Source organism: Pseudomonas sp. FG86, from assembly GCF_057808775.1.
Genome location: NZ_JBMDIS010000048.1, coordinates 1 through 25490, shown reverse-complemented (window position 1 = coordinate 25490; position 25490 = coordinate 1). Strand labels below are relative to the sequence as shown.

The following is a 25490-nucleotide window of genomic DNA, read 5'->3' as shown; positions in this document are numbered from 1 at the left end:
AAGCAACAGAATTCCTGCGGTTTGCGCCATTTTTTCATCCCCCTTTTCGAGGACCTGAATCATGTTGAAAGGCTACGGGGCCGTCATCCTCGATGGCGCATGGTTGACGCTTCAGCTCGCCTTGTCGTCCATGGCCTTGGCCATTGTTCTGGGTCTGATCGGGGTCGCGTTACGCCTGTCGCCGGTGCGCTGGTTGGCCTGGCTGGGTGACTTGTACTCCACGGTGATCCGCGGGATCCCCGACCTGGTGCTGATCCTGCTGATTTTCTACGGCGGCCAGGACTTGCTTAACCGCGTCGCGCCGTTGCTCGGCTATGACGACTATATCGACTTGAACCCCTTGGCCGCCGGTATCGGCACCCTGGGTTTCATCTTTGGCGCCTACCTCTCGGAAACCTTCCGTGGCGCCTTCATGGCCATCCCCAAGGGCCAGGCCGAAGCCGGCCTTGCGTATGGCATGAGCAGCTTCCAGGTGTTTTTCCGGGTGATGGTGCCGCAGATGATCCGGCTGGCCATCCCCGGGTTTACCAACAACTGGCTGGTACTCACCAAGGCCACCGCGCTGATTTCGGTGGTGGGCCTGCAAGACATGATGTTCAAGGCCAAGCAGGCGGCAGATGCCACCCGCGAGCCTTTTACCTTCTTCCTCGCAGTGGCGGCGATGTACCTGGTGATCACCAGCGTGTCGTTGCTGGCCTTGCGTCATCTTGAGAAGCGCTACTCGGTAGGCGTAAGGGCGGCTGATCTATGATCTTCGACTACAACGTCATCTGGGAGGCCATGCCGCTGTACCTCGGCGGCCTGGTGACCACCCTGAAGTTGCTGGCTTTGTCGCTGTTCTTCGGCCTGCTCGCCGCCTTGCCCCTGGGCTTGATGCGTGTGTCCAAGCAGCCGATTGTCAATGGCATTGCCTGGCTCTATACCTACGTGATCCGCGGCACGCCGATGCTGGTGCAGCTGTTCTTGATCTACTACGGGCTGGCCCAATTCGAAGCCGTACGCGAGAGCTTCCTGTGGCCGCTGCTGTCCAGCGCCACCTTCTGCGCGTGCCTGGCCTTTGCAATCAACACCAGTGCCTACACGGCCGAAATCATTGCCGGTAGCCTCAAGGCCACCCCGAATGGCGAGATTGAAGCGGCCAAGGCCATGGGCATGTCGCGCTACAAGCTGTACCGCCGCATCCTGTTGCCATCGGCCCTGCGCCGCGCACTGCCGCAGTACAGCAACGAAGTGATCATGATGCTGCAGACCACCAGCCTGGCATCCATCGTCACCCTGATCGACATCACCGGTGCCGCACGCACGGTGAACGCGCAGTACTACCTGCCGTTCGAAGCCTATATCACCGCTGGCGCGTTCTACCTGTGCCTGACCTTTATCCTGGTGCGCCTGTTCAAGTTGGCCGAGCGCCGCTGGCTGAGCTACCTGGCTCCACGGAAGCACTGATATGGAACGCATCGATCACCTGTTGCCCTGGGGTCACCTGGGCTGCGAGCGCCAACTGAGCGTATTCCGTTTCGGCAGCGGCGAGCGCAAGGCCTATATCCAGGCCAGCCTGCACGCCGATGAGTTGCCCGGCATGCGTGCGGCCTGGGAGCTGAAAAAACGCCTCACCGAACTGGAACGGCAAGGCGCCCTGAACGGCGTGATCGAGCTGGTGCCGGTGGCCAACCCGATGGGCTTGGGCCAACTGTTGCAAGGCAGCCACCAGGGCCGTTTCGAGGTGGGCAGCGGCAAGAATTTCAACCGCGATTTCGTTGAGTTGAGCGAGCCGGTGGCGGAGTTGCTCACAGGTAGGCTGGGGGATGATCCTCACGCCAATGTGCGCATGATTCGCCAGGCGATGACCGATGCGCTCAACGCCTTGCCTGAGCCGAGCAGCCAGTTGCAAGGCATGCAGCGCATCCTGCTCGGCCACGCCTGCACCGCCGACATCGTCCTCGACCTGCACTGCGACGCCGAAGCCGCGCTGCACATGTACGCGCTGCCCCAGCACTGGCCGCAGTGGCGTTCGTTGTCGGCGCACTTGAATGTGAAAGTCGGTTTGCTCGCGGAAGATTCCGGTGGCAGCTCGTTTGATGAAGCCTGCTCGTTGCCGTGGTTGCGCTTGTCTCGCGCCTTCCCCGACGCGCAGATCCCGCTGGCCTGCCTGGCGACCACCCTGGAGTTGGGCGGCCAGGCGGACACGGGGCGTGACGAAGCGATCTTCCACGCCGAAGGCATCCTCGCGTTTCTCGCCGAACAAGGCCTGATCCAGGGCGAATGGCCGGCGCCGCAACACGAACCGTGCGAAGGCGTGCCCTTCGAAGGCACCGAATTGCTGTTCGCGCCCCACGCCGGGGTGATCAGTTACCTGCGTAAAGCCGGGGACTGGATCGAGAAGGGCGAGCCGATTTTTGAAGTGATTGATCCCCTGGAAGACCGCGTGAGCACGATCTGCGCGGGCACCTCGGGGGTGTTGTTTGCCGTTGAACGGCTACGTTATGCCCAAGCGGGTTTCTGGCTGGCCAAGGTGGCGGGGCGCGAAGCGCTGCGTCACGGGCGCTTGCTCAACGACTGACCACCTGTTTTTGTGAGAACCGACCGCATGTACAAACTTGAAGTCCAAGACCTGCATAAACGCTATGGCAGTCATGAAGTGCTCAAAGGCGTGTCCCTGGCCGCCGCGGCCGGTGATGTGATCAGCATCATCGGTTCCAGTGGTTCGGGCAAAAGTACCTTTTTGCGCTGCATCAACCTGCTGGAGCAACCCCACGCCGGCAAGATCCTGCTCAATAACGAAGAGCTGAAACTGGTGGCCAACAAGGACGGCGCCATGAAGGCCGCCGACCCCAAGCAACTGCAACGCATGCGTTCGCGCCTGTCGATGGTGTTCCAGCATTTCAACCTGTGGTCGCACATGACAGCGCTTGAAAATGTGATGGAAGCCCCGGTGCATGTGCTGGGCATGTCGAAAAAAGACGCCCGCGAAAAGGCCGAGCATTACCTGGCCAAGGTGGGCGTGGGCCATCGTAAGGATGCGTTCCCTGGCCATATGTCTGGCGGTGAGCAGCAGCGCGTGGCGATTGCCCGTGCCCTGGCGATGGAGCCGGAGGTGATGCTGTTCGACGAACCTACCTCGGCGCTGGACCCGGAACTGGTGGGCGAAGTGCTCAAGGTGATGCAGGACCTGGCCCAGGAAGGCCGCACCATGGTGGTGGTCACCCACGAAATGGGCTTTGCCCGTGAAGTGTCGAACCAATTGGTGTTCTTGCACAAAGGCATCGTGGAAGAGCGCGGCAACCCGCGGGAAGTACTGGTCAACCCGCAGTCCGAGCGGTTGCAGCAGTTCTTGTCCGGCAGCTTGAAATAGTCCCTTACCGCTGAAGTTGCTTTTATGTGGGAGGGGCGGTGCGACGATTCGACTTGCCCCCGATAGCGGTGTATCAGCTAGTGCATGTTTATCTGATACACCGCCATCGGGGGCAAGCCCCCTCCCACATTAGATCTCCATAGTGGGTCTTTATCGTTTTTGAGCTTTGTGTTGGTTTACGGGCTAGCATTGGCCTTTGTCTTTATTACTGTTACAGGCTTCGGATAGCACTCCATGACCGCCCACAAAATTGGTTTCCTGATTTGGCCCAGCACAAAAGCACTCACGCTTGCGCTGGCTGAGGAGGCTTTGCGCGTTGCTCAACGGGTGCATCCGGAGGTGGTCTACGAACTCTCGTTTCTGCTGGCCGAGCCGCCAACCCAGGGCGCCTGGCAATTGCCAGGCGAGCCGTGGGCCGGCAAGCTCGAAGGCTTCCAGAAGCTGTTCCTGCTGGCGGACGAACCGCCGACCGTGATCGCTTCGCAACTGAGCACCGCGCTCAAGCAGCTCGTTCGCGCCGGTTGCGTGATCGGTGGCTTGTCGGCCGGCGTTTACCCGTTGGCGCAACTGGGCCTGCTCGACGGCTACCGTGCCGCCGTGCACTGGCGCTGGCAGGACGATTTCGCCGAGCGCTTCCCCAAGGTCATCGCCACCAGCCATCTGTTCGACTGGGACCGTGATCGCCTGACCGCCTGCGGTGGCATGTCGGTGCTTGACCTGCTGCTGGCGGTACTGGCCCGCGACCACGGCGCCGAGCTGGCCGGTGCGGTCTCCGAAGAACTGGTGGTGGAGCGCATTCGCGAAGGTGGCGAGCGCCAGCGTATCCCGTTGCAAAACCGCCTGGGTTCCAGCCATCCGAAGCTGACCCAGGCGGTGTTGCTGATGGAAGCCAATATCGAAGAGCCGTTGACCACTGATGAAATCGCCCAGCATGTGTGCGTGTCGCGACGACAACTGGAGCGGATCTTCAAGCAATACCTCAACCGCGTCCCCAGCCAGTACTACCTGGAACTGCGCCTGAACAAGGCCCGCCAGATGTTGATGCAAACCAGCAAGTCGATCATCCAGATCGGCCTGTCCTGCGGCTTCTCCTCGGGGCCGCATTTCTCCAGCGCCTACCGCAACTTCTTCGGCGCCACCCCTCGCGAAGACCGCAACCAACGGCGCAGCAGCAGCCCTTTCGAGTTGTCGTCGGTACCGTCCGAGCGCGGCTGATCAGGCGCGCCTCATTCCTCCATGCTATCCGGCGAAGCGGGCCTGACCAGCGGGTTGCCCTGCGTGTCCAGGCGGGCCTGTGCAACTGCCAAGTCGTTGCCGGTTTGCAGGTAATACTGCCTGAGGTAGCTGAGGCTTTGCGCCGACCAGGGGTTGCCGCTCAAATCGGATGTATGGTCGAGTGGCGAGGCCAGTTCCAGAAAGTCGGCGGGCAGCACTTCGATCAGGTTGTCGCTCAAGTCCAGGGTGCGCAGCTCGGGCAAGGCGGACAGTCCTCGTGGTAGTTCGCTGATCTCGGTGTCTTGCAAGTACAGCGACTCCAGTTGGGTCAGGTGACTGACATCGGGGGGGATGCCCAGGATGTTCTCGCTCAAGTCCAGATACACCAGGTTCGTGACCCCTGACAGCGCGTCGACGCTGATGGGGGTTAATCCGATAGCGCACTCGGTCAGGCTCAGGGTATTCAACCCGGTCAGTGTAAACACCGTGGGTGGAATCGTGCCCAGGCTGAGCTTGCAGAGGGTCAGGCTTTTGAGTTTGGGAAAGCACTTGAGGAGGCCATCGACCCGGGTCGTCGTGCCCTCTCCATCGAGCTCGAAGGACGATATGTGGTCAAAGCGTGCGCTCAGTTCTGGCAGCTCGCCCAGGATCGGGGCGTCGAACCCCAGCCTGTGGGTGACCTCAAGGCTGCCGTTGTTGTCATCCAGTTCGGTTTCGCGGCGCCAGGCGTCTTCAAGTAATGTCTTGAAGGCCATGCGATTGAGTTGATCCTGTGCTCGTGTTTGCTCATCCAGGGGCACATCCAGAATCGGGTGTCGCTGGGGAGTGTCCAGCGCCCATTGCTGGAGATCGGCGCGCAGTTTTTCATATTCGGCCTCAAGACGTTCAAGCGCTGGCGCGGCTTCGTCCAGGCCGCCTGGCAGCTCAAAGAAAAAGCGATTGGCTTCACCTTCGGCAAAGGTGGGGTACAGCACTTTGATCCTGTCGCGCATTGGCGTGGGCGCGTCGGCCTGGAAATGTTCGCCGGTGCGCTGGCAATAGCGTTTGATCTGCATCAGCGTCGACCTGGACAGCGGGTTGCGCGAGAGGTCGAATGCCGCCGTTACGTTTGCGGGTAAGGTGAACGCTACCTCGGGAACCTGGGTGATCAGGTTGTCGCTCAAGTCGATGCGCTTGCGTTCGACGGAGGTCAGCAGGCCTGAGGGGATTTGCGGCAGGTCCGTCTTTTGAAGGTTGAGGCGGGTAAGCCTGGGAGACAGGGCAAAGTCCGGGAACCGAGCCAGTGGGTTGTGACTGAGGTCCAGCTCCTCCAGGTTGGCCAGTGTGGCGAGTGATGCGGCGCTCTCGGCTGACAGCGTGAGGCGGCAGTGGGGCAGGCGCAATGACGAGAGTTGGGGGAGATCGAACACCGCATCGGGGATATCACTGAGCCCGTAGTGCTCGATAGCCAGATGGTTGAGCGAAGGAAACCCTTTGAAAAACAGTGGCGACTGCAACGGAAACGGCGCCCCCGACCCTTGCAGGCGCAACGACGATACATGGTTGAACGTGCTGTTGAGAGGGGGGAATTCTCCCTCGAAGGGTTGCGAGTTTTCCAGGGCGTAAGTGGGGATGACCTGCAGGCTCTGCTCATCCAATTCGCCCTCCCGACGCCAGCAGGCTTGGAGTGTCTGTTTGAACGCTTGTCGCCGGGTTTGCTCCTCGGGCAGCGTGGTTTGCCTGACCCATGTGTCGAGCCCGTCGGACAGGCCCGCGTATTCAGTTTCCAATCGTGCCAATTCGATCTGGCCCATTTCCAGATTCCCGGGCAGGCCAAAGATAAAGCGGTTGACTTCATCCACGCTGAAGTCAGGGAACAGCGATTTGACTTGGCGGATATCCACGTCTGAAGCGTCGATCCCCCAATAGATGCCCGTGCGTTGGTAGTAGGTCTTGGCCTGCTCCAGGGTCGCTCGTGACAGCGGGTTGTCGGAGAGGTCGAACGTTTTGGTGGTATCGGCCGGCAGCTCAAACAGCGCGGGCGGCACTTGAGTGATTTGGTTGCTGGAGAGCACCGCCAGTTCTAGCGCCGGTCGGCTGAGCAAGCCGGCAGGCATCGCGGATATGCCCGTGCTGGACAAGTCCAGAAACTGCAGGTCAACCATGTTCTCGACACTGGGAACCCGCTCCAGCGGATTATTGAACAAGTCCAGGGTCCGAAGCGCGTTCATGGCGGTCAGCCTGGCCAGGCTCGCGGGCGTCAGGGTGATGTTGCATTCGCTGAGAATCAAGGTATTGAGGGTGGGCGAGGTGTTGATGGCCAACGGTAGATCGCCCAACTGAGCGTTGCTGATGCTGAGGTAACGCAGCCTGGGGAAACTGCGCAAAAACCTATCGACGTTCAGGGCCGTTTGATCGCCCTTGAGTTCCAGGTAGGAGATGTGTTCGAAGTTTGCCCGCAAGGCCGGCAGCTCCCCGGAAAGGGGGTAGGGAAGTTTGAGCATCTGGCCGTTACGGGCAGGAGGGGCGAAGTATGCGTCAACCTCGGTTTCCCGGCGCCAGCCACGTAGCAGCGCCTGTCGGAAAAGGCGGCGATTTTGCCGCGCATCGTTGTGTGCCTGGTGGCTGATATTCACCTCAGCGTCTGCGGAGTACCTGGGGGTGTCGGCTACCCAGGCGGCCAGGTCGAGATCGAGTTGCAGGTATTCCAGGCGTAGCGCGGTCAAGATCGGCATGGCCCCGCCCGGACGTCTGTTGAGGTCCTCGATCAGATCGGCGATTTGTTCGTCGGTGTGGGCGGGAAACAGTTCCCGTGCCATGCCCCGCAGGTCGGGTTGTGCGGCCGGACCCGCAGGCGCTGGTGGGTAGGCATCCATGCCCAGCAAGCGCAGGTGGGTGCGGCTATCGGCGGGCGGGTGGGCCGGCTGGGCGCCGAGCAGCCTGCGCAAGGGTTGGCGTTCCAAGGCATGCTTGCGCAATGCCTGCTTGAGTGCCGGGCCTTGGCCGATGTGCAGGCCCAGGGCGTCGCGCCTGGCATCCGGGAGGGCCTGGAGGAGTGCGTTGTACAGGTCTGTTTCGCCAGACAGTGGGCCGCGGCTGTCTTGGGGGGTGTATCGCCCTTCGGGGGAACGTACCAGGGTGCGCTTGATCCGTGCCTTCGGTGGGCCGATGGCATCCATGAGGATGCCGGTTTGGTCGTGTATCTCGAGGCGTATTTTTTTTGACCAGCCAGGCAGTCGCTCCAGGGAGTGCAAGGCCAGTCGATGGGTGCCCAGGTCGTCCGTCGAATCCAGATACAGGCCCTCATAGGCATGGTTGACCTGTGCCTCGTCGCGCAGCGCTTGAGCCAGCTGGGTCAAGCGCGCCGGGACGGTACCTTGGTCGACGTCTTTGAGTTCTGTGCTGCTGGCGCTCTCCAGCAGGGCGTCGGCTGCGCTGAGTGGCAGGCCTGGCGTGTTGTCGATCAATGTTTGCTGGCGAGGGTCGCCCGGTTTATCGAGCAGCAGGTAGCGGGTCTCGAACAGCTCGCGGCGATGCGATTGGGCCAGTGCGCCCAGTTTTTTCCTGAGTTTGAGCGCCCGATTGGACATGGAGGTGACCGGATCACCGAACGCTTCCCCCAGCAAGGTTTTGCGTTGCGGTTCGTCCAGCGCTTCCAGCAAGGTTTTCAGCAGGTCGCCGTTTTTCAATTGGGCTTCATGTACTTGCACCACGCTGGCGTTTTTTTCACCGGGCAGTTCCCAGAGCGTTTTGCCCTGGGTATCGAGGAAGCGCAACGTCTTGGCTTTTGGCCAAAGGCCCAGGTTGGCAAGCAGGTGCAGTTGGGTTTGCGCATCGGCCCGTTTGTAAATCGCTGGGTCATCGCTGTTCATTTGGTCGATGAAGTCCTGCAGCGCCCGGTCGATCTGGAAGCGTTCAAGGGTATCGGTCAGCAGCGGGGGCGGTCGGTGCTGGTTGACGTACATCTTGCGCAAGGCGCCGTCGTCGATGGCGCTGATATGGCGAGCCATGGCCAGTTGTTCATCGTTGAGCCCGGCCGTTTTCGGCCCCTGGCGTTTCATGAGCGTGGCGCTGTCCCAACTCAAGGGGGTATCCAGCTCGCTCAGCCAGGCGCCTTTGCCGTTGGTCAGCAGGGGCGGGCGGTAGGCGTTGGTTCGGGTGGGATGTTTCAGGTAGGGCTGTTGGGTCTTCGGATCCGTCAGTACCACGAAGGGTTTGTCCGACAGCAGCAGGATATCTTTACCGTTATGGGGATGCAGCCCTTCTGGGCCGGGGTAAGCGTGGCTGGGCAGTTGGATATCGTGGGCGTAGGGCGCGAGGTCCGGTTTCCAGAGCCGTGCCTTGCCATTGGGCAGCATGACGGGCTTGAGGCGGTTGAAAAACTTCACCGCTTCGGAGGGCAGCAAGGCGCGTAGGGCGCCGGCGGCCATGGGCGCGCCGGCGATGAACAAGCCCAGTTCCACGCCTTGCTCCACGAACGATAACAAGTGCCCGAATGCCTCGGTCACGTCGCCCACCGCCCAGTCGATGATCCATTCAAAGGCGTCGTCGAGCATTTGATAGGCGCTGTAGCCGAGCATCAGCAGGCCCACGGGAGGGACGAATGGGGCGACGATGAACGCTGCGATTTGCAGGATCGCCGACGCGACTTTTTGCACGATGGCCCAGCGCTCCCAGCGTACTTTCTGATCGACGCTTGCCGTGGACACGGCCATGGCGCGGGCATCGTTGAACACCTTGCTGAGCGTTGCCTGGAACAGGTGGCTGAACAGGTCCCCGCTGATGCCGCTGGCGCGGAACGCCAGGTGTGGATGGTCGATGGGGGTCTCACGCCAGGACGGCAGCGGGTCGCCGTGGGTGTGCGGGTGCCAGGTGACCTTGGAGAGCCGGCGGTTGAGGTCGGCGAAGAAGGGGCCGCGCTCTTCGTGATTGACGAAGCGGCTGAAGAACTGTTGGTACTCGGCGTTGCGCAGGTGGTTGCCCAATGCGCTCATGAAGTCGGCGAGTGTGGGGTACTGTTTGAGCGGTGCGTAGGGGTCGTCCGGGATATAGGCAATCACACCTACCGGGTGACGACTGCCAATGTTTTCGGCAAACAGCACGATGCCGGTCAGCGTGGTCGACATGATGCTCAGGCTGTAGCACAGCAGCGGGTAGCAGGTGCTGTGGCTGTCGTCGGTGTTGAGCAGGCGTTGCAAGCGTATGAAGGACTGATCGTCAGGCAGATCGCCTTTCATCCGGGCCATCTGCAACGCGACGCTCAAGTCCGCCACCTGGCTTTGCTTGAGCTTCAATCGCAGGCGGGTTGCGGCCACCGGGTTTTTGAAATCAAAGAATTGTTCAAGGTAGCGCTGGTACTGGGCGCCGATGTCCAGTTCCCGGCACAGGGCAGTGAACTGATCGACCGCGATGTGCGCGTCGAGAGAAGGCAGGCTGTCGAATTGACCGGTACGGGTGGGCTGGGTGATGAAACCGGATGACGCTTCGAATACTTCGCCCGCTTCAAAGTTGTGCAGGGCGGCGTCTACCAGTGAAACGGTCCAGGTTCTTGCCGCCCCCGAGCGAACGGGGAACCAGGGGATGGTTTGGGGAATGTACAGGCGCAAGTAGGTGGCGCTGACATCTGGCTCAACGCCAAAGCGTTGCTTGAGGCGCGCTTGGAGCAATGGGGCGGCGAAGTCTTGCGGCGACTTCAGGTTGCCCATGGCCTGATCGACCGCGGTCTTCGCCTTCCAGGCAGCGCTCACCAGGGTTTTGAGGGTGTCATGGGCTTCAGGGGGGGCGGTTTTGTACCACGCGGGGAGGTCCGGCTGGACGTTGCTCAGTGCGTTGCGTCTGGCTGGGGAGAGGTTGGGCAGCCAGTCGGGAACGGCCTGCGTGAGGATGTCCATGTGCGGGTCGCGATAAACCGCCAGGTCCGGGAGTTGAAGGGATGAGGTCGGTTGGGTCATGGGGGGACGCCTTGGTGTGATGAACAGGCGTGAGAGCAGACCAATTTCGGTGGGCCCATCGGGGGTAGATAGATAACCGGCCGCCCGTTACGTTGCAGCTATCCGGCTTGACCATCTGCCGTTGTGACGCGCCAGCGTTTAAACTGCGCCATTGCGATGCTATTTGTCGCATTGGCGTAAACCCGCGAAAATCGCGGGTTGGCGCTATAAGAAGTTGTCGCTTGGCGACAAGGCCGCACTGAAAACTGTCCTTACAATCCCTGCATCGCCCGCCAGTTCCAGGCAGGCGTTCCTCTTCAGGAGACTCCGATGTCCGTTGAGCAAGCCCCGGTGCAACGTGCCGATTTCGACCAGGTGATGGTGCCCAACTATGCACCTGCTGCCTTCATCCCCGTGCGTGGCAAAGGTTCCCGCGTGTGGGACCAGGCGGGTCGCGAGCTGATCGACTTTGCCGGCGGCATCGCGGTCAACGTATTGGGCCACGCCCACCCGGCGCTGGTCGGTGCCTTGACCGAACAGGCCAACAAGCTGTGGCACGTCTCCAACGTGTTCACCAATGAGCCGGCCCTGCGCCTGGCGCACAAGCTGATCGACGCCACCTTTGCCGAGCGCGTGTTCTTCTGCAACTCCGGCGCCGAAGCCAACGAGGCCGCGTTCAAGCTGGCCCGTCGTGTCGCGTTCGACCGTTTCGGCAGCGAGAAGTACGAGATCATCGCCGCGCTGAACAGCTTCCACGGCCGTACCCTGTTCACCGTGAACGTTGGTGGCCAGTCGAAGTATTCCGACGGCTTCGGGCCGAAGATCACCGGCATCACCCATGTGCCGTTCAATGACCTGGCCGCGCTGAAAGCCGCCGTGTCGGACAAGACCTGCGCCGTGGTGCTGGAACCGGTGCAAGGCGAGGGCGGCGTGCTGCCGGCCGAGCTGGCCTACCTGCAAGGCGCCCGCGAACTGTGCGACGCCCACGACGCGCTGCTGGTGTTCGACGAAGTGCAGACCGGCATGGGCCGCAGCGGCCACCTGTTCGCCTACCAGCACTACGGTGTGGTGCCGGACATCCTCACCAGTGCCAAGAGCCTGGGCGGCGGTTTCCCGATTGCCGCGATGCTCACCACGCAAGCCTTGGCCAAGCACCTGGTGGTCGGCACCCACGGCACCACCTACGGCGGCAACCCGCTGGCGTGTGCGGTGGCGGGGGCGGTGATCGATGTGATCAACACGCCTGAAGTGCTGGCTGGCGTCAACGCCAAGCACGACCTGTTCAAGGCGCGCCTGGAACAGATCGGCAAGCAGTACGGCATCTTCACCGAAGTGCGCGGCCTCGGCCTGCTGCTGGGCTGCGTGTTGAGCGACGCCTGGAAAGGCAAGGCCAAGGACGTGTTCAACGCGGCCGAGAAAGAAAACCTGATGATCCTGCAAGCCGGCCCCGACGTGGTGCGTTTCGCGCCGAGCCTGGTGGTGGACGAGGCGGACATCAACGAAGGCCTGGATCGCTTCGAACGTGCGGTAAAAACCCTGACCCAAGCCTGATAGCGACACATTTTGCTGGCTGGACCGGGTCAAAAATGTGGGAGGGGGCTTGCCCCCGATAGCGGTGTATCAGTCACTGATGCAACAACTGGAAGACGGCTATCGGGGGCAAGCCCCCCTCCCACATTGAAATTTGCCCCACAAGAGGATAGGTGGTGTTCCTGACCTGTCCGGTATTTTTTCCCTATGAGTTTTCGAGTTAAGGAGTGACACCATGCTGGTGATGCGCCCCGCGCAAATGGCTGATCTGGGCGAGGTACAGCGTCTGGCTGCGGACAGCCCGATTGGTGTCACTTCCTTGCCGGATGATGTCGAACGCCTGAGTGACAAGATCGCGGCCAGCGAAGCGTCCTTCGCGGCCGAGGTCAGTTTCAACGGTGAAGAGAGCTATTTCTTTGTGTTGGAAGACACCGAGACCGGCAAGCTGGCGGGCTGCTCGGCCATCGTCGCTTCGGCCGGCTACTCGGAGCCGTTCTACAGCTTTCGCAACGAAACCTTCGTGCACGCCTCCCGTGAGCTGAAGATTCACAACAAGATCCACGTGCTTTCCCAGTGTCACGACCTCACCGGCAACAGCCTGCTCACCAGCTTCTACGTGGTGCCCGAGCTGGTCGGTTCGCCGTGGTCGGAACTCAATTCCCGTGGCCGCCTGTTGTTCGTTGCCAGCCACCCCGAGCGCTTTGCCGACTCGGTGGTGACCGAGATTGTCGGCTACAGCGATGAGAACGGTGACTCGCCGTTCTGGGATGCGATCGGGCGCAATTTCTTCGACCTCAACTATGCCGCCGCCGAGCGCCTGTGCGGGCTGAAAAGCCGAACCTTCCTCGCCGAGCTGATGCCGCATTACCCGATCTATGTACCGCTGCTGCCGGACGAAGCCCAGGAAGCCATGGGCCAGGTGCACCCGCGGGCGCAGATCACCTTCGACATCCTGATGCGCGAAGGCTTCGAGACCGACCATTACATCGACATCTTCGACGGTGGCCCGACGTTGCACGCACGGGTCTCGGGGATTCGCTCGATCGCCCAGAGCCGTGTGGTGCCGGTGAAGATCGGTGAAATGGTCAAGGGCGTCGGCCGCCAGTACCTGGTGAGCAACGGCCAGTTGCAGGACTACCGCGCGGTGATGCTGGAACTGGATTACGCCCCCGGCAAACCGGTGACCCTGGACTTGGCCGCGGCCGAAGCCCTGGGTGTCGGCGACGGCGCGAGTGTGCGCCTGGTAGCGGTATAAATAGAGTTTCGCGGGTGGCTGCAAAGCGGCCCGTTTGAGGAGATAGCATGATCGTTCGTCCCGTACGCAGCAGCGATTTACCGGCCCTGATTGATCTGGCGCGCAGCACCGGCACCGGCCTGACCACCTTGCCGGCCAACGAAGAGCGCCTGACCCACCGGGTCGGCTGGGCGGAAAAAACCTTTCGTGGCGAAGCCGGGCGCGGCGATGCCGACTACCTGTTCGTGCTGGAAAACGACGAAGGCCGCGTAGTGGGGATTTCCGCCATCGCTGGCGCCGTCGGCCTGCGTGAGCCCTGGTACAACTTCCGTGTAGGCCTGACCGTCAGCGCCTCCCAGGAACTGAATATCTACCGTGAGATCCCGACGCTGTTCCTGGCCAACGACCTCACCGGCAATTCCGAACTGTGCTCGTTGTTCCTGCATGCCGATTACCGCACTGGCCTCAATGGCCGCATGCTGGCCAAGGCGCGCCTGCTGTTTATCGCTGAATTCCCGCAGCTGTTTGGCAACAAGATCATTGCCGAGATGCGCGGGGTGTCCAACGACGCCGGGCGTTCGCCGTTCTGGGAAAGCCTGGGCCGGCATTTCTTCAAGATGGAATTCAGCCAGGCCGACTACCTCACTGGCGTGGGCAACAAGGCTTTTATCGCCGAGCTGATGCCCAAGTTCCCGCTGTACAGCTGCTTCCTTTCCGAAGACGCGCGCAACGTGATCGGCAAGGTCCACCCGGACACCGAGCCGGCCCTGAGCATGCTCAAGAGCGAAGGCTTCAGCTACCAGGGCTATGTCGACATCTTCGACGCCGGCCCGGCCGTGGAGTGTGAAACCAGCAAGATTCGTGCGGTGCGCGACAGCCAGTCCCTGGTGTTGGCCATTGGCACGCCAGGTGACGACGCCACGCCGTTCCTGATCCATAACCGCAAGCGCGAAGACTGCCGCATCACCGCCGCACCGGCGCGCCTGGCGGCGGGCACCCTGGTGGTGGATCCGTTGACCGCCAAGCGCCTGCAACTGGTAGTGGGTGATCAAGTGCGTGCCGTACCGTTGTCCGCTGCTCGGGAGTCGAAGTAATGAATTCGCTGTATATCGCAGGTAGCTGGCTGGCAGGCCAGGGTGAGCTGTTCGAATCGCGCAACCCGGTGACCCAGCAAGTGCTGTGGGCCGGCAATGGCGCCAGCGTCGAACAGGTTGAGTCCGCCGTGCAGGCGGCGCGCCAGGCGTTTCCGGGCTGGGCCCGGCGCCCGCTGGAGGAACGCATCAGTGTGCTTGAGGCCTTCGCCAATACCCTGAAAAGCCGCGCCGATGAAATCGCCCGCTGCATCGGCGAAGAAACCGGCAAGCCGCTGTGGGAGTCGGCCACCGAAGTCACCAGCATGGCCAACAAGATCGCCATCTCGGTACAAAGCTACCGCGAGCGTACCGGCGAGAAGAGCGGCCCGCTGGGCGACGCCACCGCCGTATTGCGCCACAAGCCCCACGGCGTGGTCGCGGTGTTCGGCCCTTACAACTTCCCGGGTCACTTGCCCAACGGGCATATCGTCCCAGCTCTGCTGGCGGGTAACACCGTATTGTTCAAACCGAGCGAGCTGACCCCCAAAGTCGCCGAGCTGACCGTGCAATGCTGGATCGACGCCGGTTTGCCGGCGGGCGTACTCAACCTGCTGCAAGGCGCGCGGGAAACTGGCATTGCGTTGGCGGCCAACCCAGGCATCGATGGGTTGTTCTTCACCGGCTCCAGCCGCACCGGCAACCATCTGCACCAGCAGTTCTCCGGGCGTCCGGACAAGATCCTGGCCCTGGAAATGGGCGGCAATAACCCCTTGGTGGTGGACGAAGTGGCCGATGTGGATGCGGCGGTCTACACCATTATCCAGTCGGCGTTTATCTCCGCCGGCCAGCGCTGCACCTGTGCCCGTCGCCTGCTGGTGCCCGAAGGCGCCTGGGGCGATGCGTTGCTGGCGCGCCTGGTGGCGGTCAGCGCATCGATCAGCGTCGGTGCCTTCGACCAGCAACCCGCGCCGTTCATGGGTTCGGTGATTTCCCTGGCGGCGGCCAAAGCCTTGATGCAAGCCCAGGAACTGATGTTGGCCAATGGTGCCGTGGCCCTGCTGGAAATGACCCAGCCCCAGGAGCAGGCCGCCTTGTTGACGCCGGGCATCATCGACGTCACCGGGGTGACCGAGCGCGAAGATGAAGAGCTGTTCGGCCCACTGTTGCAGGTGATCCGCTACGCTGATTTCGCCGCGGCGATTGCCGAAGCCAACAACACCCAGTACGGCCTGGCCGCTGGCTTGTTGTCCGATTCCGAAGCGCGTTACCAGCAATTCTGGCTGGAAAGCCGTGCCGGGATCGTCAACTGGAACAAACAGCTGACCGGCGCCGCCAGTACCGCGCCATTTGGTGGGGTAGGGGCGTCGGGCAACCATCGCGCCAGTGCCTATTATGCGGCGGATTATTGCGCGTACCCGGTGGCGTCGCTGGAGACCCCGAGCCTGGTGGTGCCTGCCACGCTAACCCCCGGCATCACACTGATCTGACTGTGGGAGGGAGCTTGCCCCCGATGGCGGTGTGTCTGTCATCTGATTTATCAACTGACAGTCAGCTATCGGAGGCAAGCCTCCTCCCACACTGGATTTGTGGTGTGTTGAAGACTTTTGAAGCCTATAAAAACAGATGTTCGTGGAGCCTCGCCGATGAAATCCTATGAAGTCAATTTTGACGGTCTAGTGGGGCCGACCCATAACTACGGCGGTTTGTCCTACGGCAACGTCGCGTCCCAGAGCAACAGCCAGCAGTCTTCCAACCCCAAGGAAGCCGCGTTGCAGGGCTTGCAGAAGATGAAAGCGCTGATGGACATGGGCTTCGTGCAAGGGGTGCTCGCGCCTCAGGAGCGCCCGGACGTGGCCGCCTTGCGCAACCTCGGCTTCAGCGGCAGCGACGCCCAAGTGATCGAGCAGGCGGCCAAGCACGCCATGCCGCTGCTGGTGGCCAGTTGTTCGGCATCGAGCATGTGGGTGGCCAATGCCGCCACCGTCAGCCCTAGCGCCGACACCGCGGATGGCCGCGTGCATTTCACCGCCGCCAACCTCAATTGCAAATACCACCGCAGCATCGAACACCCCACGACCAGCCGCGTGCTGGGGGCGATGTTTGCTGACCAGAAACACTTTGCCCACCACGCGGCCCTGCCGGCGGTGGCGCAGTTCGGTGACGAAGGCGCAGCCAACCACACGCGTTTTTGCCGCGACTATGGCCAGGCCGGTGTGGAGTTTTTCGTGTACGGCCGCAGCGCGTTCGACAGCCGTTACCCCGCCCCGCAGAAATACCCGGCGCGTCAAACCCTGGAAGCGTCGCAAGCCGTTGCGCGGCTGCACGGTTTGAAAGATGAAGGCGTGGTCTACGCCCAGCAGAACCCGGCCGTGATCGATGCCGGCGTGTTCCACAACGATGTGATCGCGGTGGGCAACGGCGAAGTGCTGTTCTACCACGAGGATGCGTTCCTCAATACCGAGCAGATGCTTGCCGAGTTGCAGGGCAAGTTGGGCCGGTTGGGCGGCAATTTCCAGTCCATCTGCGTGCCGCGCGCCCAGGTCAGTGTCGAGGACGCCGTGCGTTCCTACCTGTTCAACAGCCAACTGCTGAGCCGCGCCGATGGCTCGATGTTGCTGATCGTGCCCGAAGAATGCCGCGCCAACGAGCGCGTATGGCACTACTTGCAAGGCCTGACGGCGTCCGGTGGGTTGATTCGCGAAGTCAAGGTCTTCGACCTCAAGCAAAGCATGCAGAATGGCGGTGGGCCGGCGTGCCTGCGTTTGCGCGTGGCGTTGAACGAAACCGAGCTGGCAGCGGTGAACCCAGGGGTTATCATGACCGCGCCGTTGTACGACACACTGACCCAATGGGTCGACAAGCACTACCGCGACAGCCTGCGCGAAACCGACCTGGCTGACCCGCAATTGCTGCTTGAGTGCCGGACGGCACTGGATGAACTGACGCAAATCCTTAAACTGGGCTCGGTTTATCCTTTCCAGATCAATTAACGCCGTACGGCTGAGAGTTATTTATGAGCACCGACACCCTGCAACTGATCCTTGAAGACACCGACGGCACCCAGCTGGAAACCTCCTGCACCCGCGTCGCCGTGGTCTGGCAGGGTAAGGAAATCTGGATCCAGCACGACGGCCGTGGCCAGCTGCTGATCGGTGTGGATGTGGAAGAAGGCGACTCCGAATACGCCAACCTGCTGATGCGCCCACTGGCTACCAACCTGATGAGCCTGCAACTGGAAATGGAACCGGCCGACGTTGAAGGTGATGATGACGATCACGTCCACGGCCCAGGCTGCAACCACTAAGGAAGCTGCGTATGCTCGCCCTCGGCAAACTGCTTGAACTGACCCTCGCCGGTCGCGAACCGGCGCAAAAAATTCAACTGACTGTCGACGGCGTGCAGATGCGCTGGCTCAGCGAGGGCGCACTCGAAGTACGCCCGCCGCAAGCCCGTGACAACGGCGGCGACCTGCTGCTGTCGTCCGGTATCCATGGCAACGAAACCGCGCCGATCGAATTGCTCGACCGCCTGTTGCATGGCATTGCCCGTGGGCAGATCAAGCCCCGCACCCGTATTCTGTTCCTGTTCGGCAACCCTGAGGCCATGCGCCGCGGTGAACGTTACCTCGAACTGGACGTCAACCGGCTGTTCAACGGCCGTCATGAACAAAACATCGGCCCCGAGGCCATGCGTGCCGCCGAGCTGGAGCAACTGGCCCGCAGCTTTTTCAGCGTGCCTGGCCGTTCGCGCCTGCATTACGACCTGCACACTGCGATTCGCGGCTCGAAGATCGAGCAGTTCGCCCTTTACCCATGGAAGGACGGGCGCCAGCACTCGCGGCGCGAACTGGCCCGCTTGAGCGCTGCCGGCATGCAGGCGGTGCTGTTGCAGAACAAGACCTCGATCACCTTCACTGCCTTTACCTACGAACAACTCGGTGCCGAAGCCTTCACCCTGGAGCTGGGCAAGGCGCGGCCGTTCGGGCAGAACCAGGGCGTCAATGTTTCCCGCCTGGAGCTGCGCCTCACGCAGATCATCGAAGGCAGCGAGCCTGAGACTGACAGCCTGGACGGCTTGAAACTGTTCGCCGTGTCGCGGGAAGTCATCAAGCACAGCGATGCGTTCCTGCTGCACCTGCCGGCGGACGTGGAAAACTTTTCGGAACTGGAAAAGGGTTATCTGCTGGCCGAAGACGTCGCCAAGACCCGCTGGGTGATCGAGGAGGAGGGTGCACGCATCATCTTCCCCAACCCGAAGGTGAAGAATGGCTTGCGGGCAGGGATATTGATCGTGCCGACCACGGACGTGGGCCTGGCATAGGTCTCAAGGCGTATCCGGATCCAAATGTGGGAGGGGCAAGTCGAATCGTCGCACCGCCCCTCCCACATTTTGTTTTGCAGTGTTGCTTAGACCGCTAGGGCCCGCGGCTCACTGCGACGGATCGCACGCACCTTGTGCAGGGTGTCGGCGCAAGTGCGCGCAGCTTCCTGGCCTTTGTGTACGAAGTGCTCGTAGAAGAACGTGTGGTGCTCACTGCCGGCATGGAAGTGATGCGGGGTCAGGGACACCGAGAACACTGGCACTTCGGTTTCCAGCTGTACCTGCATCAGGCCACTGACCACCGACTGGGCGACGAATTCGTGACGGTAGATGCCGCCATCCACCACCAGCGCGGCGGCGACGATACCGGCGTAACGGCCGGTCTTGGCCAGCAGTTTGGCGTGCAGGGGCATTTCAAAGGCGCCGCCGACTTCGAAGAAGTCGATGTCCGATTCCTGGTAGCCCAGGGCGATCATTTCGGCGAGGAAGCCTTTACGGGATTGGTCGACAATATCCTTGTGCCAGCAGGCCTGGATAAACGCGACGCGCTCGCCGTGGTGGTTTTTGCTTTTGCTGTCGATTGCAGTGGGTTGCATGTTCTGACTCCTGTTTAAGAAAAAAACAGGGCGTTATGAATCGAATGGGATTTAAGGGTACGAACCGCTGAGTCATGCAGGCATGCGGTCAGCGTGCGGCCCTTAGGTGCCAATCCCGTTCTCTCTTCATCCGGACTATGACCGTCGGCCCCGGGATCACACCGGGTCTGCTGACCTTGTCGCCGTCCTGCGTGAGCAGTTCGAAGCGCCAAGCGCTCGCGGGCTATGCACATTGCGCGCAATTACCGCCGGTGGGGAATTGCACCCCGCCCTGAGAACGTTGCCACCAGAACCCTGGCGGCGGAGAGTTTTTAACATGGTTTTTCAAAAACTGCACGATCGCTGTATCGATAACCTATATCGGTTTGTTTGGTTGGTATTCGATTGAATGCGAGTGGGGCTTGATATTCCGTGGCTTTGCCCGCAGTAATCACTCACAAAGGGACTTATCCAATCCGCCAGAGGCCTGTTTCATGACCGTGATTGACCTGCGCAGCGACACCGTGACCCAACCCACCCCCGGCATGCTCGACGTGATGGCCAGCGCCGTCAGTGGCGATGATGTCTACGGTGAAGACCCCAGCGTCAACCGCCTGGAGGCCGAACTGGCCAAGCGCCTGGGGTTCCCTGCGGCGTTGTTCGTCCCGACCGGCACCATGAGCAACCTGCTGGCGTTGATGGCGCACTGTGAGCGCGGCGAGGAATACATCGTCGGCCAGCAGGCCCACACCTATAAATACGAAGGCGGCGGCGCGGCGGTGCTGGGTTCGATCCAGCCGCAACCGCTGGAAGTCCAGGCGGACGGCTCCCTGGACCTGGACCAGGTGCTGGCCGCGATCAAGCCCGACGATTTCCACTTCGCCCGCACCCGCCTGCTGGCCCTGGAAAACACGATGCAGGGCAAGGTGCTGCCACTGGAATACCTGGCGAAAGCCCGGGCCTTTACCCGTGAACATGGCCTGGCCCTGCACCTGGACGGCGCGCGCCTCTACAACGCAGCGGTCAAGCTGGAGGTGGATGCGCGGGAGATCACGCGGCACTTCGATTCGGTGTCGGTGTGCCTGTCCAAGGGCCTCGGCGCGCCGATTGGCTCGGTGTTGTGTGGTTCCACGGCGCTGATCGCCAAGGCGCGGCGCCTGCGCAAGATGGTCGGCGGTGGCATGCGCCAGGCCGGCTCCCTGGCGGCGGCGGGGCTGTATGCGCTGGACCACCAGGTGCAGCGCCTGGCCGACGATCACGCCAATGCGCAATGGCTGGGGGAGGAGTTGCGCAAGGCCGGTTATACCGTGGAGCCGGTGCAGACCAATATGGTCTACGTACAGATCGGTGAGCAGGCCGAAGCCTTGAAAGCCTTTGCCGCTGAACGCGGGGTCAAATTGAGCGCCGCGCCGCGTCTGCGCATGGTCACGCATCTGGATGTCAGCCGGGCGCAAATCGAGCAGGTCGTGCAAACATTCGTCGAGTTTTCGCGCAAATGAGCGTGCAGACCGTCTAATTGACTGTTTCTATCACATAAACACGCTGTACCACCGGCAAAGGGCCGATATAATGCGGCCCTTTGCCGTCGCTCCGTCTGATGATGTTGCGCACTGGCCTTTGGCCGCAGACTCCGTGGAAGAACCTAATGAAAAGCGCAGAAATCCGTGAAGCCTTCCTTCGCTTCTTCGAAGAGCAAGGTCACACCCGTGTCGCCTCCAGCTCCTTGATCCCAGGCAACGACCCCACCCTGCTGTTCACCAACGCGGGGATGAACCAGTTCAAGGACTGCTTCCTGGGCCAGGAAAAACGCGCCTACACCCGTGCCGTCAGCAGCCAGAAGTGCGTGCGCGCCGGTGGTAAGCACAACGACCTGGAAAACGTCGGCTACACCGCCCGTCACCACACTTTTTTCGAAATGCTCGGCAACTTCAGCTTTGGCGATTATTTCAAGCAGGATGCGATCAACTTCGCCTGGACCTTCCTGACCGGCGTACTGAAACTGCCGAAGGAAAAGCTCTGGGTCACCGTCTACGCCAGCGATGACGAGGCTTACGACATCTGGACCAAGCAAGTCGGGGTGCCGCCTGAGCGCATGGTGCGTATCGGCGACAACAAAGGCGCGCCTTACGCCTCCGACAACTTCTGGACCATGGGCGATACCGGCCCGTGCGGTCCTTGCACCGAGATTTTCTACGATCACGGCGCCGATATCTGGGGTGGCCCACCGGGTTCGCCGGAAGAAGACGGTGACCGTTACATCGAAATCTGGAACAACGTGTTCATGCAGTTCAACCGCACCGCCGATGGTGTGTTGCATCCGTTGCCAGCGCCGTCGGTAGATACCGGCATGGGCCTGGAGCGGATCAGTGCGGTGATGCAGCACGTTCATTCCAACTACGAAATCGACCTGTTCCAGAGCCTGCTGGCCGCGGCTGCGAAGGCCATTGGTTGTGCCAATGAAGACCAGGCGTCGTTGAAAGTGGTAGCTGACCACATCCGTTCCTGCGGCTTCCTGATTGCCGACGGCGTGCTGCCGTCCAACGAAGGCCGTGGCTACGTGCTGCGCCGTATCATTCGTCGCGCTTGCCGTCACGGCAACAAGTTGGGCGCCAGCGGTAGCTTCTTCTACCAGATCGTCGCGGCCCTGGTTGCCGAGATGGGCGATGCATTCCCGGAACTCAAGCAGAACCAGGCGCACATCGAGCGCGTGCTCAAGGCTGAAGAAGAGCAGTTCGCCAAGACCCTGGAGCAGGGCCTGAAAATCCTCGAGCAAGACCTCGCCGGCCTGCAAGGCAGCGTGGTGCCGGGCGACGTGGTGTTCAAGCTCTATGACACCTACGGCTTCCCGATGGACCTGACCGGCGACATCGCCCGTGAGCGTAACCTGACCCTGGACGAGGCAGGCTTCGAGCGTGAGATGGAGGCCCAGCGTGTGCGTGCGCGTTCCGCCAGCTCGTTCGGCATGGACTACAACAGCCTGGTCAAGGTTGACGTGGCCACCGAATTTACCGGCTACAAGGCCACCAGCGGTGCGGCCAAGGTCGTTGCGCTGTACAAGGACGGCCAGTCGGTCGACGTCTTGAACGAAGGTGACGACGGCGTGGTGGTCCTGGACCGGACGCCGTTCTACGCCGAGTCCGGTGGCCAGATTGGCGACTGCGGTTTCCTCAAGGCGTCCTCCGGTCGTTTTGATGTGCGCGATACCACCAAGACCGGCGGCGCCTTCCTGCACCACGGTGTATTGGCGTCGGGCAGCCTGATCGTCGGTTCGCCAGTGGACGCCCAGGTAGACGCCGATGTGCGTCACGCCACGTCGCTGAACCACTCGGCCACTCACTTGCTGCATGCTGCACTGCGCCAGGTATTGGGCGAGCACGTCCAACAGAAGGGCTCGTTGGTCGACAGCCAGCGCCTGCGCTTCGACTTCAGCCACTTCGAAGCGATCAAGCCGGAGCAAATCAAGGCCCTGGAAGACATCGTCAACGCCGAAGTGCGCAAGAACACCCCGGTGGAAACCGAAGAGACCGATATCGAGACCGCCAAGGCCAAGGGGGCCATGGCGCTGTTCGGCGAGAAGTACGGCGACAACGTGCGTGTACTGAGCATGGGCGGCAGCTTCTCGGTGGAACTGTGTGGCGGTATCCACGCCAACCGTACGGGCGACATCGGCCTGCTGAAAATCATCAGCGAAGGCGGTGTGGCATCGGGCGTACGTCGTATCGAAGCGGTGACCGGTGCTGCGGCCCTGGCCTATCTCAATGCGGCTGAAGAACAACTCAAGGAAGCGGCTACGCTCGTCAAGGGCAGCCGCGACAATCTGATCGACAAGCTGTCCGCCGTGCTCGAGCGCAACCGCGTGCTGGAGAAACAGCTGGAGCAGTTGCAAGCCAAGGCTGCCAGCGCGGCAGGTGACGATTTGTCTGCTTCCGCCCTGGACGTCAAGGGTGTGAAAGTCCTGGCAGCGCGCCTGGACGGTCAGGATGGCAAGGCGTTGTTGGCCTTGGTCGATCAGTTGAAGAACAAGCTCGGCCGCGCAGTGATCCTGCTCGGCAGTGTCCATGAGGATAAGGTCGTTCTGGTTGCCGGTGTAACCAAGGACCTGACCGGCCAACTCAAGGCCGGTGATTTGATGAAGCAAGCCGCTGCGGCAGTGGGCGGGAAGGGCGGTGGTCGTCCGGACATGGCGCAAGGCGGTGGTGTAGACGCTGGTGCCCTGGACGCGGCCCTGGCCCTGACCGTGCCGTTTGTCGAGGCAGGTATTTAAGGCGCTGGTAACGGGCCCATGGTCTAGTCATGGGCTCACTCGGTTGCTGGAAGATTGGTTTATTGGGCGCCCCTTTACGGGCTGAGGCGGCTTAGAAATGGCTTTGATCGTACAGAAATTTGGAGGTACCTCGGTCGGTTCTGTCGAAAGAATCGAGCAGGTTGCCGACAAGGTTAAGAAATTCCGCGATGCCGGCGATGACCTGGTGGTGGTGCTGTCCGCCATGAGCGGCGAGACCAATCGCCTGATCGATCTGGCCAAGGCAATCAGTGGCGATCAACAACCACTGCCGCGTGAGCTGGATGTGATCGTGTCCACCGGCGAGCAGGTCACCATTGCGTTGCTGGCCATGGCGCTGAACAAGCGTGGCGTGCCGGCGGTGTCCTACACTGGTAGCCAGGTGCGCATCCTCACCGACAGCGCGCACACCAAGGCGCGTATCCTGCAGATCGACGATCAGAAGATCCGTGCTGATCTGAAGGAAGGGCGTGTCGTGGTTGTCGCCGGTTTCCAGGGCGTTGACGAGCAGGGCAACATCACCACCCTCGGGCGTGGCGGTTCCGATACCACCGGCGTAGCGCTGGCCGCAGCCCTGAAGGCTGACGAATGCCAGATCTACACCGATGTGGATGGCGTCTACACCACCGATCCGCGCGTGGTGTCCGTGGCCCAGCGCCTGGACAAGATCACCTTCGAAGAGATGCTGGAAATGGCCAGCCTCGGTTCCAAGGTGTTGCAGATCCGCGCGGTGGAATTCGCCGGCAAGTACAACGTTCCGCTGCGCGTATTGCACAGCTTCAAAGAGGGTCCGGGCACCCTTATTACTATTGATGAAGAGGAATCCATGGAACAGCCGATCATTTCCGGCATCGCCTTCAATCGCGATGAAGCCAAGCTGACGATCCGTGGCGTGCCAGACACCCCGGGCGTGGCTTTCAAGATCCTCGGGCCTATCAGCGGCGCGAACATTGAAGTCGATATGATCGTGCAGAACGTTTCGCACGATAACACCACCGATTTCACCTTCACCGTACACCGCAACGAGTACGATGCGGCCGAACGTATCCTGCAGAACACCGCGAGCGAGATCGGCGCGCGTGAAGTGGTCGGCGATACCAAGATCGCCAAGGTGTCGATCGTAGGTGTGGGCATGCGTTCCCATGCCGGCGTTGCCAGCCGTATGTTCGAGGCCCTGGCCAAGGAAAGCATCAACATCCAGATGATCTCCACCTCGGAAATCAAAGTCTCGGTGGTGATTGAAGAGAAGTACCTGGAACTGGCTGTACGCGCACTGCATACCGCTTTTGAGCTGGACGCTCCGGCCCGACAGGGCGAGTGATGCAATGCCAGGAAGGCGCGGTTTACCGCGCCTTTCATTTTTTTGTCGGGCCCATGTTCTTTTACCTGTGCTCGACAATACTTAGGCAGGTAGGGCTACGGCCTTTTGGTTGTAGGTCGAATGCCTTTTTTTTGCAGACTGTTGTTCCTGAACTGAAATGCGTGAGGAGAAAGGTATGTTGATTCTGACTCGTCGTTGCGCAGAAAGCCTGATTATTGGTGATGGCGAAATCACCGTGACCGTGCTCGGCGTCAAAGGCAATCAAGTGCGTATCGGGGTTAACGCTCCGAAAGAGGTAGCGGTCCACCGCGAGGAAATCTACCTGCGGATCAAGAAAGAGAAGGACGAAGAACCAAGCCTTTAATTTTTATCGTTTTTTATGTTTGCAAACGGGGATGAACGTGGTTAATATACGCCCCGTGTTGCGGAGAGCTGGCCGAGTGGCCGAAGGCGCTCCCCTGCTAAGGGAGTACACCTCAAAAGGGTGTCGGGGGTTCGAATCCCCCGTTCTCCGCCATTATTTGCTTAGTACGTTGCAATCTGGATTTATCGGTAAGTTGTTGAAATTACTCGAAAAAATCGCTTTACATAGAGATTGAACGGCCTATAATGCGCGGCAACAAATGCACTCGTAGCTCAGCTGGATAGAGTACTCGGCTACGAACCGAGCGGTCACAGG

Annotated in this window: 18 protein-coding genes, 1 tRNA gene and 1 riboswitch; of the genes, 17 read left to right on the top strand and 2 right to left on the bottom strand. The window is 61.1% G+C overall.

Annotation, left to right across the window (positions count from 1 at the left end):
• Positions 1-61 precede the first annotated feature (61 nt).
• The 5 genes from ACODSV_RS24545 to ACODSV_RS24525 all read left to right on the top strand — a co-directional run bounded on the left by ACODSV_RS24545 (position 62) and on the right by ACODSV_RS24525 (position 4567).
• The gene (locus tag ACODSV_RS24545) at positions 62-751 is read left to right on the top strand and encodes an ABC transporter permease (protein ID WP_024077013.1); all 690 of its coding nucleotides are present in this window, start codon (positions 62-64) and stop codon (positions 749-751) included.
• Positions 748-1446: an ABC transporter permease gene (locus tag ACODSV_RS24540; protein ID WP_024077012.1), complete on the top strand. Its 699-nt coding sequence runs from the start codon at positions 748-750 to the stop codon at positions 1444-1446. Before ACODSV_RS24545 ends, ACODSV_RS24540 begins: the two co-directional genes overlap by 4 nt.
• Before the next feature lies 1 nt (position 1447).
• Complete coding sequence (locus tag ACODSV_RS24535; RefSeq protein ID WP_150055560.1) at positions 1448-2560, top strand: succinylglutamate desuccinylase/aspartoacylase family protein; 1113 nt, start codon at positions 1448-1450, stop codon at positions 2558-2560.
• 27 nt (positions 2561-2587) lie between these two features.
• A complete protein-coding gene (locus tag ACODSV_RS24530; RefSeq protein ID WP_003214336.1) occupies positions 2588-3352 on the top strand; it encodes an ABC transporter ATP-binding protein in 765 nt (254 codons plus the stop codon).
• 234 nt (positions 3353-3586) lie between these two features.
• Entirely contained in the window at positions 3587-4567 is a 981-nt protein-coding gene (locus ACODSV_RS24525; protein WP_024077010.1) for a GlxA family transcriptional regulator, read from the top strand.
• Positions 4568-4578: 11 nt separating this feature from the next.
• On the opposite strand, the gene ACODSV_RS24520 is transcribed toward ACODSV_RS24525, so the two are convergent.
• Entirely contained in the window at positions 4579-10497 is a 5919-nt protein-coding gene (locus ACODSV_RS24520; protein ID WP_150055113.1) for a leucine-rich repeat domain-containing protein, read from the bottom strand.
• Positions 10498-10806: 309 nt separating this feature from the next.
• Here ACODSV_RS24520 and ACODSV_RS24515 point away from each other — a divergent pair, with 309 nt between their 5' ends.
• The 7 genes from ACODSV_RS24515 (at position 10807) to astE (ending at position 18633) form a co-directional block, all read left to right on the top strand.
• Positions 10807-12027 carry an aspartate aminotransferase family protein gene (locus tag ACODSV_RS24515; protein ID WP_150055114.1) on the top strand — a complete coding sequence of 407 codons (1221 nt, stop codon included), beginning with the start codon at positions 10807-10809 and terminating at the stop codon, positions 12025-12027.
• Positions 12028-12241: 214 nt separating this feature from the next.
• On the top strand, positions 12242-13261 hold the full coding sequence (gene aruF, locus ACODSV_RS24510; protein WP_024077007.1) for an arginine/ornithine succinyltransferase subunit alpha: 1020 nt from the start codon (positions 12242-12244) through the stop codon (positions 13259-13261).
• A 47-nt stretch (positions 13262-13308) separates the two neighbouring features.
• Complete coding sequence (gene astA, locus ACODSV_RS24505; RefSeq protein ID WP_024077006.1) at positions 13309-14334, top strand: arginine N-succinyltransferase; 1026 nt, start codon at positions 13309-13311, stop codon at positions 14332-14334.
• Entirely contained in the window at positions 14334-15800 is a 1467-nt protein-coding gene (gene astD, locus ACODSV_RS24500; protein WP_024077005.1) for a succinylglutamate-semialdehyde dehydrogenase, read from the top strand. Before astA ends, astD begins: the two co-directional genes overlap by 1 nt.
• Before the next feature lie 156 nt (positions 15801-15956).
• Positions 15957-17303: an N-succinylarginine dihydrolase gene (gene astB, locus ACODSV_RS24495; protein WP_024077004.1), complete on the top strand. Its 1347-nt coding sequence runs from the start codon at positions 15957-15959 to the stop codon at positions 17301-17303.
• A gap of 23 nt (positions 17304-17326) precedes the next feature.
• Entirely contained in the window at positions 17327-17617 is a 291-nt protein-coding gene (locus tag ACODSV_RS24490; protein WP_024077003.1) for a hypothetical protein, read from the top strand.
• Positions 17618-17628: 11 nt separating this feature from the next.
• Positions 17629-18633, top strand: coding sequence for a succinylglutamate desuccinylase (gene astE / locus ACODSV_RS24485; protein ID WP_024077002.1), 1005 nt, complete (start codon positions 17629-17631; stop codon positions 18631-18633).
• Positions 18634-18719: 86 nt separating this feature from the next.
• Here the strand turns inward: astE and ACODSV_RS24480 are convergent, their stop codons facing one another.
• Positions 18720-19229 (bottom strand): 6,7-dimethyl-8-ribityllumazine synthase, encoded by a 510-nt coding sequence (locus tag ACODSV_RS24480; RefSeq protein WP_024077001.1) that lies wholly within the window; start codon positions 19227-19229, stop codon positions 18720-18722.
• A gap of 113 nt (positions 19230-19342) precedes the next feature.
• Positions 19343-19512, bottom strand: a riboswitch (FMN riboswitch).
• Positions 19513-19702: 190 nt separating this feature from the next.
• On the opposite strand from ACODSV_RS24480, the gene ltaE reads away from it, so the two are divergent.
• The 5 genes from ltaE to ACODSV_RS24455 all read left to right on the top strand — a co-directional run bounded on the left by ltaE (position 19703) and on the right by ACODSV_RS24455 (position 25328).
• Positions 19703-20707, top strand: coding sequence for a low-specificity L-threonine aldolase (ltaE, locus tag ACODSV_RS24475; RefSeq protein ID WP_150054322.1), 1005 nt, complete (start codon positions 19703-19705; stop codon positions 20705-20707).
• A gap of 146 nt (positions 20708-20853) precedes the next feature.
• On the top strand, positions 20854-23472 hold the full coding sequence (gene alaS / locus ACODSV_RS24470) for an alanine--tRNA ligase (protein WP_069076862.1): 2619 nt from the start codon (positions 20854-20856) through the stop codon (positions 23470-23472).
• Positions 23473-23569: 97 nt separating this feature from the next.
• The gene (locus tag ACODSV_RS24465; protein WP_024076998.1) at positions 23570-24811 is read left to right on the top strand and encodes an aspartate kinase; all 1242 of its coding nucleotides are present in this window, start codon (positions 23570-23572) and stop codon (positions 24809-24811) included.
• A 175-nt stretch (positions 24812-24986) separates the two neighbouring features.
• Complete coding sequence (gene csrA / locus ACODSV_RS24460) at positions 24987-25175, top strand: carbon storage regulator CsrA (RefSeq protein ID WP_003175645.1); 189 nt, start codon at positions 24987-24989, stop codon at positions 25173-25175.
• Between the two features lie 62 nt (positions 25176-25237).
• Positions 25238-25328 (top strand) — tRNA-Ser (locus ACODSV_RS24455).
• Positions 25329-25490 lie beyond the last annotated feature (162 nt).